Annotated in this window: 11 protein-coding genes; 2 read left to right on the top strand and 9 right to left on the bottom strand. The window is 65.0% G+C overall.

Features of this window, described 5'->3' with window-relative positions; all coding sequences use genetic code 11:
• Positions 1-50: 50 nt before the first annotated feature.
• Positions 51-1,034: a helix-turn-helix domain-containing protein gene (locus BMI01S_RS00365; protein ID WP_028229762.1), complete on the bottom strand. Its 984-nt coding sequence runs from the start codon at positions 1,032-1,034 to the stop codon at positions 51-53.
• A gap of 98 nt (positions 1,035-1,132) precedes the next feature.
• Between BMI01S_RS00365 and BMI01S_RS00360 the strand changes: the two genes are divergently transcribed.
• Positions 1,133-2,377 (top strand): DUF1479 domain-containing protein, encoded by a 1,245-nt coding sequence (locus tag BMI01S_RS00360; protein ID WP_028229761.1) that lies wholly within the window; start codon positions 1,133-1,135, stop codon positions 2,375-2,377.
• Positions 2,378-2,408: 31 nt separating this feature from the next.
• Here BMI01S_RS00360 and ydiJ read toward each other — a convergent pair whose 3' ends face one another.
• Entirely contained in the window at positions 2,409-5,459 is a 3,051-nt protein-coding gene (ydiJ, locus tag BMI01S_RS00355; protein WP_028229760.1) for a D-2-hydroxyglutarate dehydrogenase YdiJ, read from the bottom strand.
• A gap of 95 nt (positions 5,460-5,554) precedes the next feature.
• Between ydiJ and BMI01S_RS00350 the strand changes: the two genes are divergently transcribed.
• A complete protein-coding gene (locus BMI01S_RS00350; RefSeq protein ID WP_028229759.1) occupies positions 5,555-6,481 on the top strand; it encodes a LysR substrate-binding domain-containing protein in 927 nt (308 codons plus the stop codon).
• A 119-nt stretch (positions 6,482-6,600) separates the two neighbouring features.
• Here BMI01S_RS00350 and BMI01S_RS00345 read toward each other — a convergent pair whose 3' ends face one another.
• The 7 genes from BMI01S_RS00345 to BMI01S_RS00315 all read right to left on the bottom strand — a co-directional run bounded on the left by BMI01S_RS00345 (position 6,601) and on the right by BMI01S_RS00315 (position 14,387).
• Positions 6,601-7,878 carry an MFS transporter gene (locus BMI01S_RS00345; protein WP_042288076.1) on the bottom strand — a complete coding sequence of 426 codons (1,278 nt, stop codon included), beginning with the start codon at positions 7,876-7,878 and terminating at the stop codon, positions 6,601-6,603.
• A gap of 441 nt (positions 7,879-8,319) precedes the next feature.
• Positions 8,320-9,189 (bottom strand): alpha/beta fold hydrolase, encoded by an 870-nt coding sequence (locus tag BMI01S_RS00340; RefSeq protein WP_028229757.1) that lies wholly within the window; start codon positions 9,187-9,189, stop codon positions 8,320-8,322.
• Between the two features lie 65 nt (positions 9,190-9,254).
• A complete protein-coding gene (gene mhpT / locus BMI01S_RS00335) occupies positions 9,255-10,502 on the bottom strand; it encodes a 3-(3-hydroxy-phenyl)propionate transporter MhpT (RefSeq protein ID WP_028211151.1) in 1,248 nt (415 codons plus the stop codon).
• A 96-nt stretch (positions 10,503-10,598) separates the two neighbouring features.
• Positions 10,599-11,627: a 4-hydroxy-2-oxovalerate aldolase gene (gene dmpG / locus BMI01S_RS00330; protein WP_322787201.1), complete on the bottom strand. Its 1,029-nt coding sequence runs from the start codon at positions 11,625-11,627 to the stop codon at positions 10,599-10,601.
• Positions 11,628-11,646: 19 nt separating this feature from the next.
• On the bottom strand, positions 11,647-12,597 hold the full coding sequence (locus BMI01S_RS00325; protein ID WP_028211153.1) for an acetaldehyde dehydrogenase (acetylating): 951 nt from the start codon (positions 12,595-12,597) through the stop codon (positions 11,647-11,649).
• A 13-nt stretch (positions 12,598-12,610) separates the two neighbouring features.
• Positions 12,611-13,414, bottom strand: coding sequence for a 2-keto-4-pentenoate hydratase (gene mhpD, locus BMI01S_RS00320; protein ID WP_028211154.1), 804 nt, complete (start codon positions 13,412-13,414; stop codon positions 12,611-12,613).
• Positions 13,415-13,442: 28 nt separating this feature from the next.
• The gene (locus tag BMI01S_RS00315; protein ID WP_028229756.1) at positions 13,443-14,387 is read right to left on the bottom strand and encodes a 3-carboxyethylcatechol 2,3-dioxygenase; all 945 of its coding nucleotides are present in this window, start codon (positions 14,385-14,387) and stop codon (positions 13,443-13,445) included.

The raw sequence follows: 14,387 nt of genomic DNA, 5'->3' as shown, positions 1-14,387 counted from the left end.
TTCTATTTCATCTCGTTTACGGTCCGACGGCGGAGCGTGCCACTCACGCATCAGGCGCGAGACTGGCGAGGCTTGCCGGCCGTCGTTCCCCTCGTCGTTCGTCGCGCTTTCTCCAGCGAAGGGGAGCGTTCGGTAAGGGGCGGTACGGCGTGCTCCCCGGCGCGCTTCGCGCCCGTGAACCGCTGCCGGTAGGCTAGTGGAGTCAATGCCTTCGCAGCCTTGAATTGCCGGTTGAAGTTGGCGACATTCGGGAACCCGGACCATGCGGCGATGACGGAAATGGGCATCTGCGACTCGGTCAGCATCCGGCAGGCATGGCCGATTCGAACCCGCGCGATGTACTGCCCGACGCTTTCGCCCATGTGCTGCACGAAGTGCCGCGTGAGCGTGCGTTCGGAGAGACCCGACGCCTTGGCCAGCGTCGAAAGCCGCAAGGGCTGGGAGAACTGTGTCTCGATCAACGCGAGCACCCTGTTCAACTGCTCGGGCTCATAGCCCGAAGACGCGCCGACTCGCCCTTCGAATGCGCTCGGTGTGGCCAACGGGCTCGCGGGCAAGTCCGTCAACCAGACCAGGATGTCGAGCACCGCCGCAAGACGCACCCGTGGGTCCGCGCACAGGAGGCGGTCCAGATAGCCGCGCATCTGCGCGCCGGCGCCTGCTTCGAAGGCCAGCCCGCAGGCCGCGCGCCGCAACAGGTTGCGAAGCTCCGCGTACTCCGGGCACACGTCTGCAAGGCGCTGCACCCAGCCGCCCTCGAACCAGATGACGATCGCGACCTGCGAGTCCGCCGGGTCGATCGAGCGATTGGACGACCAGGTGTGCGGCATGTCCGGCGGGACCAGGACGAGGTCGTTGTCGCCGTAGACGGTGACCGAGTCCCCGATGAAGCGCTTGCCGTGGCTGTTCATCGTCAGCGTGAGTTCGTATTCGGGGTGGTGATGCCACTCGAACGGAATTTTCGGCAAGCGCCGATGGTAAACCCGCACTGAACAGCTTTTGCCGAAGTCGACGCGCTCGTACGCTGCTTTCATGGCCGGAACCGCAAAAAGAATGACTGGATCCTATCACCAGACAACGCCGCGTCGGCGTACGCTGCGAGCATTCGAAATCACGATGTGGAGACAACCCAATGGCATTGCATATCGACGACCTTCCGGCGGCCATTCGCAAGGCGAAGCGCGAATTGCGCGAAAACCTGCCGAACTACAAAGCGGTTTTCGCCGAAGTGGAATCGGCGATGCACGAAGAGGCGCAGCGCATCGCGCAGCTTCGGCAGCGCGGCGAGCCCGTCATCCCCGAAATACCGTTTGCGGACATCGTGGAAAACCGCATCGGCGCGGACCGGATTGCGCTCGTCAAGGCACGAGGCGCCTGTGTCATCCGCAACGTATTCGACCGCTCGCTCGTGGAGCAGTGGGACAATGATATTGCGCAATACGTCGAGCGAAACAGACTCGACCAGAAACTGCTCAATCGCGCGGAAGACAAATACTTCGGTCAGCTCGCCTCGAGCAAGCCGCAAATTTACGGTGTCTACTGGTCGAAACCGCAGGTGCTGGCGCGCCAGTCGCCCGAGCTGACGCAGGCGCGCGTGTTCCTGAACCGGCTGTGGCGCAATGAGAGCGAAGGCCGCATGCATTTCGATCCGGACCACGTGCCGGTTTATGCGGACAGGCTGCGCCGACGTCCGCCCGGCTCCGAATCGCTGGGGCTCTCCGCTCACTGCGACGGCGGTTCGGTCGAGCGCTGGATCGAAGCGAACTTCCGCAAGGTCTACCGGCATGTCTTCTCCGGCGATTGGCGCCGCTACGACCCGTTCGACGCGGCATGGCGCACCGAGGTCGAGGAAATTCCGTCGCCGGCGGTCTGCTCCATGTTCCGCACGTTCCAGGGATGGACGGCGCTCACGCCGCAAGGCCCCGGCGACGGCACGCTCCAACTCGTGCCCATTGCGAACGCGATGGTCTATATCCTGCTGCGTGCGCTGCAAGACGATATCGCCGACGACGACCTATGTGGTGCGATGCCAGGCCGCGCCTTGTCGATCAAGCCGGAGTACCATGCGCCACTTTTCCACGCGCTTTCGTCGATCCCCTTGATGCAGGCCGGCGATGCGGTCTTCTGGCATAGCGACGTCATTCATGCCGTTGAGGATGCGCATCGCGGCAAGGGCTACAGCAACGTGATGTATATCGCCTCGGCCCCGTCGTGCGCCAAGAACGACGCGTATCTCGAGCGGCAGCTTCCAGGCTTTCTCGATGGCAAGAGTCCTCCCGATTTCCCGGCGGATCACTTCGAAGTCGATTTCGTTGGGCGCGCAATGATCGACGACCTCACGCCGCTCGGGCGTGCACAGATGGGACTCAATCGATGAGTGCTCGCACGGAAAGGTTCAACGCGATGGTTCAGCGCATGGCATCCAGCAACGCCTGAACCGGGTGACGCAACTGCCGCCCGCGCAAACGCTTGACCTGGCAACGGCAGGAATAGCCGGTGGCGAGCAACTCATCCGCACCAGGCGCCCGGTTGGATGCCGCATCGACATGCCGGGCCCACGATTGCTCGAAGATCGTCTCCGAAGTCACCCGGTTTCGCGCTTCGTGGCCATATGTGCCCGACATGCCGCAGCATCCGCTAGCGGGCGTCGTGAGCGCGAGACCGGCCGCCGCGAATACTTCCTTCCACAAGCCCGTGGCGGCGCTCGCATTGGTGCGCTCGGTGCAATGCGGGAGCAGGCGGAACGACGCGGTCACGCTCGACGCTGCGGCGCGCCCCCGCAACGCACCGAGCAGCCATTCCTGCGGCAGCTTCACCACGGGCGGCGCCTCGATCCCTTCCACCTTTGTGTACTCCTGACGGTATACGAGCGTCATGGCCGGATCGAGGCCGACCAGCGGCACGCCGGAACGCGCGAGCGCCGCGAGTTGCGCCGCATTGCGGCGGGCCGCGCGGCGAAATTGCGGTAGAAAGCCCTGCACGTGCAGCGGTTTGCCGTTGGGCAGATAAGGCGCGACGAAGACCTGATAACCAAGACGCGCGGCGAGTTCCAGGAACGCGGCCGCCACCGGCGTTTCGAAGTAGCGCGTGAAGGCGTCCTGAACCACGATCACGCTACGCTGGCGCCCTGCGTCGTTGAGCGCGGCGAGCCGCTCCGGCGTCGCCAACTGCGCGCCGGACCTGCGCAACGCGCCACGCCACGAGACGTCGCTCAGCAACGGGCTATCGACCATGCCGAGGCAGCGCGCAAGCAACGCTCTGACGAGACGCGCCCCCATCAGCGCGTTGTAGACGCTTCGCGCGCCCGGCAGCGCCGCAACGCGCGGCACCGTGGATTCGAGCGAACCGATCAGATAGTCGCGCAGCGGTCGCAAATAACGTGTGTGATACCGCTCCAGAAAACGCGCGCGGAACTCGGGCACGCTCACCTTCACTGGGCACTGCCCCGCACAAGACTTGCACGAAAGGCAACCGGCCATGGCGTCATAAACTTCATGCGAAAAGTCGGGCTCGCCTTTGCGCTTGCGCACGCTGTTGACGATGCGCACCGGCAACGCCGCCGCCACCGGCGGCGCGGTCACATCCACCCCCGCATCCTGTTGCATGCGCAGCCATTCCCGCATGAGCGAGGCACGGCCCTTCGGCGAGTGCGCGCGCTCGCGGGTGGCCTTCCATGACGGGCACATCGCGTCGTCGGGGTCGAAGTTGTAGCAGGCGCCGTTGCCGTTGCAGTGAACGGCGTCGGCATTGGCTTGCCACACTCGCTCGTCGATCCGGCGGTCAAGTTCGCCGCGCAGCGGCGTCGTGTCGATCTTCAGCAGCGTCGCACTCGCGCCCGCCGGCGTGGCGATCTTGCCGGGATTGAGCTGGTTGTGCGGATCGAATGCCGCCTTCAGCCGCTGCAGTGCCGGATACAAGGGCCCGAAATACGCGGGCACGTATTCGGAGCGCACGCCCTTGCCATGCTCGCCCCACAGCAGGCCGCCGTACTTCATGGTCAAGGCGGTCACCGCGTCCGAAATGGGGCGCACGAGCGCGGCCTCGTCGGGGTTGCGCATGTCGAGCGCAGGGCGTACGTGCAGCACCCCCGCATCCACGTGGCCGAACATGCCGTAGCGCAGGCCGAACCCATCGAGCAGCGCGCGAAATTCGGCAATATAGTCGGGGAGATTCTCGGGTGGCACTGCCGTGTCTTCCACGAAGGGCTGCGGGCGGCTCGCGCCGCGCACGTTGCCCAGCAGGCCCACCGCGCGCTTGCGCATCGCGTAGACGCGGCCGATTTCGGCCTCGCCTTCGGCGATCGTGTGGCCAAGACGCTTCACGCTCGCATCGGTATTGAGGTGCTCGACAAACGCGGCCACGCGTGCGTGCAGTTCGTCCACGTCGTCGCCGTTGAATTCGACCATGTTGATACCGCTCGCGCCGCCTTCGATGCCTTCGTCATCGGGGAAGTACGCGGCCACGCTTTGCCAGACGATGTCCTCGCGCGCCAGCCGCAGCACCGTGGAATCGACGGTTTCGATCGAGAGCGGACGATGTGCCATCAGCGCGCGCGCATCGCGCAGGGCATCCATGAAACCCTCATAGCGGATGTTGACGAGCGCCGCGTGTTTTGGCACCGGCAGCACATTCAGCGTCGCCTCGACGATGAAGCCGAGCGTGCCTTCCGAGCCGCACAACACGCTGTTGATATCGAAGCGGCCTTCACTGTCGTGCAAATGAGCGAGGTCGTAACCCGTGAGGCAGCGGTTCAATTGGGGAAAGCGCTCGCGTATCAGGCCGGCTTCGCGTTCGCTGATGTCGCGCGCGGTGCGATAGACGGCGCCGACCCTGTCATCGCGCGCGCAAAGCGCCGCGAACGCGGCGTCATCGACTGGCGCGCTGGAGAGGCGCTCGCCGCCCACCAGGACCGTTTCCAGCGCAAGGACATGGTCGCGCGTTTTCCCGTAGGTGCAACTGCCCTGCCCGCTCGCATCGGTGCTGATCATGCCGCCGATGGTCGCGCGGTTCGAAGTCGAAAGCTCCGGCGCGAAGAAAAGCCCATGCCGTTTCAGCTCCGCATTGAGCTGATCCTTGACGACGCCAGCCTCCACTCTGGCCGTACGCGCAACGGGGTCGATTTCGAGGACGCGGTTCATATGCCTCGACATATCGACCACGATGCCTTCGGTCAGCGATTGCCCGTTCGTGCCCGTGCCGCCGCCGCGCGCGGCGACCGCCACGCCGCGAAACGCCTCGCGCCCGAGCAGGCTCGCGAGGCGCTCTACATCCTGCGCATGGCGCGGAAACACGACGGCGCGCGGGTAGCGCTGGTAAATCGAATTGTCCGTGGCCAGCACCGTGCGCGTGGCGTGGCTCGTATCCACTTCGCCCTCGAAACCGGACGCCTGCAATTCATGCAAAAATTGACGGATTTCCGGACTAACGAATTCGCCGACGGCAAGCTGGGCAATGGTCATGATCAAGTATGGGACGCCATTATCGGAATGCATTGTCGCGTGCGAATCCGCCCCAGGCAAACGTATGTTCGTTGGGTTGATCATGAGGTTTATGAATGAATTACCGCAAGCTCACGCCTTCCATGTCGCTGCTGCTCGCGTTCGAAGCGTCCGCGCGACATGAGAGCTTCACGCGTGCCGCGGAGGAATTGTCGCTCACGCAGAGCGCCGTGAGCCGCCAGGTTCAGGCGCTCGAAGCGATGCTGGACCTGACGCTTTTCACGCGCGAGGGCAAGCGCATCGTGCCGACGGACATCGGCCGGGCCTATATGGCCGAGATTTCCCACGCACTCTCGCTGATCCGCAGCGCGACGCTGCAGGCCCTCACCTCGAATGCGCCGAAAACGCAGCTGCGCGTCGCAACCCTGCCGACATTCGGCGCCAAGTGGCTGCTGCCGCGCCTGCACCGCTTCTATCAGGCGCACCCCGATTTGCAGGTCGATCTCGATTCGCGCATCGAGGCCGCCGACTTTTCGACGCAGGATCTCGACGCCGCCATCGTAGTAGGCGACGGCCGCTGGCCTGGCGTGACGGCGCACAGGCTCTACGCGGAGGAACTGGTGCTGGTCGGCAACCCCGCGGCACTGCCCTTCGCGCGAAGATCATCGAGGTCACGACGACGCGCCGCTGCTCCGACGATGGAAGCCCTCGAAGGCCTTACGTTGCTGCGCGTGCGCAGCTTCCCCGACGCATGGCGCGAATGGTGCGCGCATTTCGGCTTGCCCCACGACGCCCTGAAACCGGGTCCGAGTTTCGAGCTGACCTCGCATCTGATCCAGGCGGTCGTGGCCGGCATCGGCGTGGGACTCGTGCCGCGCATGCTGGTGGAAGACGAATTGAAGGAACACCGGCTTCTCAGCCCATTCGAAGCGGTGCAAAGCTCGCGCTCGTACTATCTGGTCTACCCGGAGCGTGCGCAGCGCCACCCCGTGCTGGTTGCGTTTCGTGACTGGCTGTTGCAGGAGCTTGCCGGGGCGTCTTGATTTGCCGGTCGCAAGTATCGAATTTCGACATCGAGCGCGCTAACGAAAGCAGCGCCCATGCCGGTGACGAAACGCGGCGCACCGCTCGATTGCCGCATTGGCGCGCTGCTCAGGCTTGCCTAATTTGACCGACTGCCAGCGGAAGCCGGCACCCCGGCCACCAGCGCCGCCCCGCTCACCGCCAGCAGTGCCGCGAGCACATACAGTGCGTTATCCATGCTGCCGGTATGCGTCTTGATGAGCCCTATCGCCCATGGGCTCACAATGCCGCTAGTAATACCGATGCTGCTGATGAGCGCGATGCCGGCGGCCGCCGCCTTGCCCGAAAGATACGCAGAAGGCACCGCCCAGAAGATCGGCAAGGCGGCAAAGATCAGCACCGCTGCGACCGAAAGGATCGCCATCATCGCGGCAAAGCTCGGAAGATGGAGCGTGAGCAGCGCCAACGCAATGCCGCCGCCAACGGTGCAGGCCGCGAAATGCCAGCGCCGTTCGCCGCGCCGGTCCGAGCGGCGTGCGATCCACATGAGGCCCACCGCGCCAAGCGCATTCGGAATGACCGTATAGAGGCTGATCCACAGCACGTCATGCACGCCGAAGTCGCGGATCATGAGCGGCATCCAGAAGTTCAGCGTGAGCGAGGCACAGGTCAGCGAGAAATAGATGAACGCGAAGAGGTAGACACGCGGGTCGCGCAACGCCGCGCCGAACGAGCGCGTGGAATGCGCGTGGCCGCCTTCGCCAACGCGTTGCGCGAGAAGGTGGGCCTTTTCGGCTTCGCTCAGCCACCCGGCCTTTTCAGGGCCGTCCACGAGCCAGAACGCCGCGACGAGGCCGAGCAGCACGGCCGGGAGCCCTTCGATCACGAACATCCAGCGCCAGCCGGCCAGACCGAGCACGCCCGCCATGTCGCGCATGATCCAGCCCGAGATGAGGCCGCCCAGCACGCCCGCCACCGCGACGCCCGCAAAGAAGATCGAGAACACGGCCGCGCGGCGGCGCGCCGGATACCAGTACGTGAGATACAACACGATGCCCGGAAAGAAGCCCGCCTCGAATACGCCCAGCAGGAAGCGCAGCGCGTAGAACTGCGTGGGGCTCGACACGAACATCATGCACGTGGAAGCAATGCCCCACAGCAGCATGATGCGCGTGAACGTGCGGCGCGCGCCGAAGCGCGCAAGCAGCATGTTGCTCGGCACTTCGCACAGCACGTAGCCCACGTAGAAAACGGCGGCGCCGAGGCCGTACATGGCGTCGCTGAAGCCCAGATCGTGCTTCATCTGCAACTGCGCGAAGCCGATGTTGATGCGGTCGAGGAACGACACGACGTAGCAAACGAACAGGAACGGAATGACGCGCGCCGACACCTTGCGATAGAGCGAGTCGTCCTGCATCGAGAGATTTGAGGCTTGCGCGGTCGAGGCGTAAGCGTGCGCGGCTTTGGACCCACGGTCCGGGGCGATCGATTGCGATTGGGGCATCTGCCAGTCTCCAAACATGACTCCGGCTCGCCCGGGCAACCGGGCAGACCGTGGGTACGCGGCGTCTTGCGCGCCTTGCGCGGCTCGCCGGGACGCAGGTGCTGCGCGCGTCGCCAGGCAGTGAGCCGATCATAGGAGGGTTGGCGTTAATTTGTCAATGACGAATCGGTTCGCTTTACGCTAATAATGGTTTCTCTTTAGAACACGCGGCGGACATCGGTGGCACCGGATTTCATCCGACGAAACTGGCGTCACAGGCAATCCAGCGCCAGCCCAAAAAAAACGGCGCACCGTGAGATGCGCCGCATCGCCATGCGGACAATGAAGCGGCTCGAAGCCGCTTCGTCACCGCGCTTAGTGTTTCAGGAAATCGATCACCATGCGGTTGAACGCTTCCGCATGCTCCCATTGCGCCCAGTGGCCGCAGCGGTTGAACACGTGCAGTTGCGCGTTCTGCATGCCGGCCAGCAGGCGCAGGCCGATATCCATCGGCACGAAGCGGTCGTCGCGGCCCCAGATCACGAGCGTGGGCGCGGCGATTTCGCCAAGGCGCGCACCATAGTCGCTGAACTGCTTCGGGAACGCGGCCAGGCTCTTCACGAAGTTTTCGAGGTGGTCGCGGCGCGCGAGCATGTTTTCGAGGCGCGTTTGCATCAGTTCGTCGGTGAGCGCGCTCGCGTCGTACACGAACACGTTCATCATGCGCTTGAGGTTCTCGATGGTCGGCTCGCGATAGAGGCCTTGCAGCAGCTTGATGCCTTCGGTGGGCATCGGCACGAAGTTGCTCGGTCCGCCGGTGCCGCCGCCCATCAGCACGAGCTTGCCCACGCGCTGCGGGTTGGCGAGCGCGAAGGCCACGGCGCTGTGGCCGCCCATCGAGTTGCCGAGAATATGCACGCGCTCGATGTCGAGCACGTCCAGCAGGCCCTTGAGCACGCGGCCATTCAGGTCCGAGCGCGAACTCGTGCACACGACGGGGTCGCTCTTGCTCCAGCCCGGGCAATCCATCAGGATCACGCGGTAGCCTGCCGCGACGAGCGGCTCGACGTTGCGGTTGAAGTTAGCCCAGCCGCTCGCGCCCGGACCCGAGCCGTGCAGCATGACGACCGTTTCGGCGCCTTCGCCCGCGTCGTTGTAGTGAATCTGGAACTCGACCTCGCCGTCCTTCACGCGAGCGAACCTGCTCGTCGAGGCTTCCGTGATTGCCTGTGCCGTTGCCGTCATGATGACCATCCTCTAAAACGTAATCACTCGTACCGGAGAAGGCACGCGCCTTCTCCCCTTCAATTTCATGCGCCCTGCGCGCCGAGCGCGCCGCGCTGCCTGAACGCGCCCACTACAGTGAGCGCCGCGAGCGCGGCGACCAAGGCGAGCGGAATGCTCGCGCCCACCAGCATCGACGGACTCTGACCCAGCGCGAACAGCTGCCCTGCCACCAGCGGCCCGAGAATTGAGCCCAGGCGCCCGACAGCCACCGCCGCGCCCACGCCCGTGCCACGCACTTCCGTGGGATACGCATGGCCCGCGAGCGCGTAGAGCACCGACTGGCCTCCCACGATGAAGAAACCACAAAGCAGCCCGCCCACCGCAGTCGCGCTCGCGCTACCTGCGCTCGCGAGCACGGCCAGTGCGGCGACCATGCCCACGTACATGCCGATCACCGTGCCACGGCGACCGAATCGATCCATGATCGTTGCGATCGCAACGGCACCGATGCCGCCGCCGATGTTGAACATCATGAGCACGAGGTTGGACTGCACGCGCGAGAGGCCGCGTGCGAGCACCATCGAGGGCAGCCAGTTCATCAGGAAGTACAGCACGATCAGCGTGCCGAGGTAGCTGATCCACAGCGCGATCGTGGTGCGCGCGCGGCCGTGGCGCCACAGCGCTTCCGTCACACCCGGCGTGCCAGCCTTCGCCCCCACCGAAGCCTTCGCCGCCACGAACTGCTGCGACTCGCGCAGGAACAGACCGAGCAGCGGCACCATCACGATGGGGCCGAGGCCGCCGACATAGAACACGTGACGCCAGCTTGCGTCGCCGGTGCCGAGCATGCCGATCACCGCGGCGATCGCCGCGCCGAACGGCATGCCGCAGTACATCGCGCCCACCGCCGTGCTGCGCTGCTGCGGGCCCGCGGCCTCCGAGCACAGCGCGATCAGGTTCGGCATGGCCGCGCCGAGGCCGAGACCCGTGAGCAGACGCGCGACGAGCAGGCTCTCGAAGTTCCACACCATCGTCGTGGCGAGCGAGAAGAGCCCGAACAGCGTCACCGACCACATCAGCACGCGCTTGCGGCCAAAGCGGTCGGCGAGCCGCCCGCCCAGCGCCGCGCCCGGCAGCAGGCCGATGGCGCCCGCGCTGAACGCCCACCCCATCTGCGCCACGGCGAGATGAAACTCCTTCGCCATGCGCGGTCCGGCTACGCCCGCCGATTGCAGGTCCAGCCCCTCGAGCAGCGCAATCGCCAGACACAGGGCGATGGTTGCCTTGCTGCTCGTTCCATTTCCTCCAGCACTACTGTTTCGCGACGTCATAAAAGTCTCCACGATATGTATATGTAAGCCGCTCTTTCCGGCGGCTGTATGTGGCAACGCCGCGCAACACCCGATGGCGTTGCACGGCGCGCGCACTCAGGACTGCAGGGCTTCCTGGCGCTTCTTCAGGTCGAGCGCCACGTCAACGATCATGTCTTCCTGGCCGCCCACCATCCGGCGCTTGCCCAGTTCGACGAGGATATCCACCGTCTTCAGGTCGTACTTCTTCGCCGCCACTTCCGAGTGGCGAAGGAAGCTCGAATACACGCCCGCATAACCGAGTGCCAGCGTTTCGCGGTCCACGCGAACCGGGCGATCCTGCAACGGGCGCACGATGTCGTCGGCGGCATCCATCAGCGTGTAGAGATCGGTGCCGTGGTTCCAGCCCATGCGTTCCGCCGCCCCGATGAACACTTCGAGCGGCGCGTTGCCCGCGCCAGCGCCCATGCCCGCCAGCGACGCATCGATGCGGTCGCAACCTTCTTCCACGGCCACGATCGAGTTCGCCACGCCGAGCGACAGGTTGTGGTGCGCGTGCATGCCCGTTTGCGTTTCGGGTTTCAGCACTTGCTTGACGGCACGGAAGCGGTCGCGCACGTCGTTCATCGTGAGCGCGCCGCCCGAATCGACCACGTAGATGCAGGTGGCGCCGTAGCTTTCCATCTTCTTCGCTTCGACCGCGAGATTCTCCGGCGTGGTCATATGGCTCATCATCAGGAAGCCCACGGTGTCCATGCCCAGTTCGCGCGCGTATTCGATGTGCTGCTTCGAAATGTCGGCTTCCGTGCAATGCGTGGCGATGCGCACCACGCGCGCGCCCGCGTCATACGCGGCCTTCAGGTCGTGAATCGTGCCGATGCCGGGCAAGAGCAGCGTGGCGATCTGCGCGTGCGTGACCACGTCGGCCACGGCCTCGATCCATTCCAGGTCGCTGTGCGCGCCGAAACCGTAGTTGAAGCTCGACCCTTGCAGGCCATCGCCGTGGGCAACTTCGATGCTGTCCACCTTCGCGCGGTCCAGCGCGCGGGCGATGTCCTGCACGTTCTGGATCGAGTATTGATGGCGAATGGCGTGGCTGCCGTCGCGCAGCGTCACGTCCGAAATATAGAGTTTCTTGCTCGCGATGTTCGTATTGCTCATGGCCTTAGGCTCCTTGCACGCTCAGAAGCGTCTGCGCCATGCGTTCGGCAGTGGCGAGCGCGGCGGAAGTCATGATGTCGAGATTGCCTGCGTAAGCGGGCAGATAATGCGCGGCGCCTTCGACTTCGAGGAACACCGAAGTCTTCAGGCCGCTGAACTTGCCGAGGCCCGGAATATTCAAAGGCGCGCTCGCGGGGATCTCGTCGAACTGCACCTTTTGCTTGAGGCGATAGCCCGGCACATAGGCATGCACCTTCGCGACCATCTCTTCGATCGACTGCTCGACCTTCTCGCGGTCCGCCAGTTCGGAGAGCGTATAAACCGTGTCGCGCATCATGACCGGCGGCTCCGCCGGGTTCAGCACGATGATGGCCTTGCCCTTCGCGGCGCCGCCCACCACTTCGATGGCCTTCGACGTCGTTTCGGTGAACTCGTCGATGTTGGCGCGCGTGCCGGGACCCGCCGACTTGCTGCTGATCGAGGCGACGATTTCGGCGTAATGGACCTTCGCCACGCGCGAGACCGCCGCGACCATCGGAATGGTGGCCTGGCCGCCGCAAGTGACCATGTTGACGTTGAGCGCTTCGATATGCGCGTCGATGTTCACGACCGGCACGCAGTACGGACCGATCGCGGCGGGCGTGAGGTCGATCATGCGGATCGACGGCTTGAACGCGCGCAGCAGCGCGTCGTTCTTCACGTGCGCGCCGGCCGAAGTGGCATCGAACACGAAGTCGATGTCGTTGAACACGGGCAGGCGCGTGAGGCCGACGACGCCTTCATGCGTCGTCGCCACGCCGAGGCGCGCGGCGCGCGCGAGGCCATCGGAGTTCGGGTCGATGCCGACCATCGCCGCCATCTCCAGATGCTTGCTGTTGCGCAGGATCTTGATCATCAGATCCGTGCCGATGTTGCCGGAGCCGATGATCGCGGCCTTGAGTTTTTCGGAAGCCATATGAATTCCTGTATCAGGCGGAGAAAGTCGCGCGAACGCTGCCGAGGCCTTCGATCTGCGCGGTAAATGTGCCGGGTTCCTTCACGGCGACCATGGGGCCGAGCGCGCCCGTGAGCACCACGTCGCCCGCACGCAGCGGCGTGCCGAGCTGGACCATGCGGTCTGCGAGCCATACGGCGGCGTTGAGCGGATTGCCGAGGCAAGCCGCGCCGTTGCCGCGCGAGAGCACCTCGCCCTCGCGCGAGAGTTCCATCGCGCATGCGGTGAGGTCGATCTGCGAAAGCGGCACGGGGCGGCTGCCCACCACGAAGCGCGCGCTCGACGCGTTGTCGGCCACCGTGTCGACGAAACGGATGTCCCAGTTCTGGATGCGGCTGTCCACCACTTCGATGGCCGCGAGCGCATACGCACTGGCGCGCAGGATATCGACGAAGGTGTGTTTTTCGAACGTGAGGTCGCGCTCCAGCACGAGCGCGATTTCCGCTTCGACCTTCGGCTGGATCAGCTGCGAAAGCGGAATCGCTTGCGCGTCGCCGTAGGCCATCGAAGCGAAGAGCGCCCCGAAATCGGGCTGATCGACGCCCAGTTGCTTTTGCACCGCGAGCGACGTGAGGCCGATCTTGCGGCCCACGATGCGCTCGCCGTTGGCCACGCGAAGGTCGACGTTGGCCTGCTGCACCGCGTAGGCGGTCGCGATATCGTCCAGCGGAATGCCGCCCGTCGCGATCTCACCGCGCACCGGCTCGATCACGTTGCGCGAGGCTTCGGCTTCGCGCAGGCGCGCGGCCAGCGCCGCTACGAATTTCGAATCTGACATGAGGATTCTCCGGAGTCCGTACTTTCTATCAAGCCGCTGCGGGTGCGGCGTGCATGGCCGCGAAGCCTGCGATCCACTCGGGAATCTCGCGGTAGTAATCAATCGAGGCGCGATAGGGGCCAAAAGCGGCCAGTGCGCCGAACGCCGCAACCCACGTGCGGATCTCGTGTGCCGACTTGCCGCCGTCGCGCGTGATGGCGGCATTGGTCATGCCGTCCACGGCGGTGAGTTCGCCCGATTCGAGACGCGCGAGAAACGCGCGGTCCCATTCGGGATTGAGCGGATGCAGTTGGCTGTCGCCGGCCGCGAACGACTTCGCGGCGGCCACGGTGCGCGCCTGGCGCGCGGCGCGCGAGTCGGGCGACGGGTTGCGTCCCGCGATCAGGCGCTCGGCGACTTCGGCCGTCGCGCCGGACAGTTCCGGCACCGGCGGCTCGTGCGAAATGCCGCCCGATCCCACCACGAGCACGCGCTTGTCGCTGCGCGAGAAAAACCGGCCGATCGCATCGCCGAGCAGGCGTGCACGGCGCAGCGTCGCCATGGGCGGCGCAACGGAGTTGATGAACACCGGAATCACGGGATAGCGGTCGAGACCGCCCGTGAGCACTTCGAGCGCCTGCGCGCAGCCGTGATCGACCTGCATGCGGTACGAGAGCGCGACGTCGATATCGGCGGCGAGCACGCTTTCCGCAAGCGCGTGCGCGAGTGCTTCCGGCACCGGCAGCGTGCCGGCCATGCTCTTGAAGTCGCCGATCGCTTCCGCACGCGCGCCGATACAGAACGGCGGCATCATGTCATAGAAGAAACCGTTGTAGTGATCGGGTGCGAACGCAACGATCACGTCCGGATTGAAGGCTTCCACGCGCTCGCGCGCGGCGCCGCACACGCGCTCGACTTCGGCCACCACTTCGGGCGCGGGATCGAGATAGCCGTGCAACGGCGTGTGCGACAGACATTCAAGTTGAATCGGCAT

Source organism: Paraburkholderia mimosarum LMG 23256 = NBRC 106338 (genome assembly GCF_000739815.1).
GTDB classification, from domain to species: Bacteria; Pseudomonadota; Gammaproteobacteria; order Burkholderiales; family Burkholderiaceae; genus Paraburkholderia; species Paraburkholderia mimosarum.
This window is presented reverse-complemented; position numbering and strand designations above follow the sequence as displayed.

Bases quoted from the DNA above. Each gene is read 5' to 3' on its own strand.
- BMI01S_RS00365 (WP_028229762.1), bottom strand. From the start codon at position 1,034: ATGAAAGCAGCGTACGAGCGCGTCGACTTCGGCAAAAGCTGTTCAGTG.
- BMI01S_RS00360 (WP_028229761.1), top strand. From the start codon at position 1,133: ATGGCATTGCATATCGACGACCTTCCGGCGGCCATTCGCAAGGCGAAG.
- ydiJ (WP_028229760.1), bottom strand. From the start codon at position 5,459: ATGACCATTGCCCAGCTTGCCGTCGGCGAATTCGTTAGTCCGGAAATC.
- BMI01S_RS00350 (WP_028229759.1), top strand. From the start codon at position 5,555: ATGAATTACCGCAAGCTCACGCCTTCCATGTCGCTGCTGCTCGCGTTC.
- BMI01S_RS00345 (WP_042288076.1), bottom strand. From the start codon at position 7,878: ATGCAGGACGACTCGCTCTATCGCAAGGTGTCGGCGCGCGTCATTCCG.
- BMI01S_RS00340 (WP_028229757.1), bottom strand. From the start codon at position 9,189: ATGACGGCAACGGCACAGGCAATCACGGAAGCCTCGACGAGCAGGTTC.
- mhpT (WP_028211151.1), bottom strand. From the start codon at position 10,502: ATGACGTCGCGAAACAGTAGTGCTGGAGGAAATGGAACGAGCAGCAAG.
- BMI01S_RS00325 (WP_028211153.1), bottom strand. From the start codon at position 12,597: ATGGCTTCCGAAAAACTCAAGGCCGCGATCATCGGCTCCGGCAACATC.
- mhpD (WP_028211154.1), bottom strand. From the start codon at position 13,414: ATGTCAGATTCGAAATTCGTAGCGGCGCTGGCCGCGCGCCTGCGCGAA.
- BMI01S_RS00315 (WP_028229756.1), bottom strand. From the start codon at position 14,387: ATGCCGATTCAACTTGAATGTCTGTCGCACACGCCGTTGCACGGCTAT.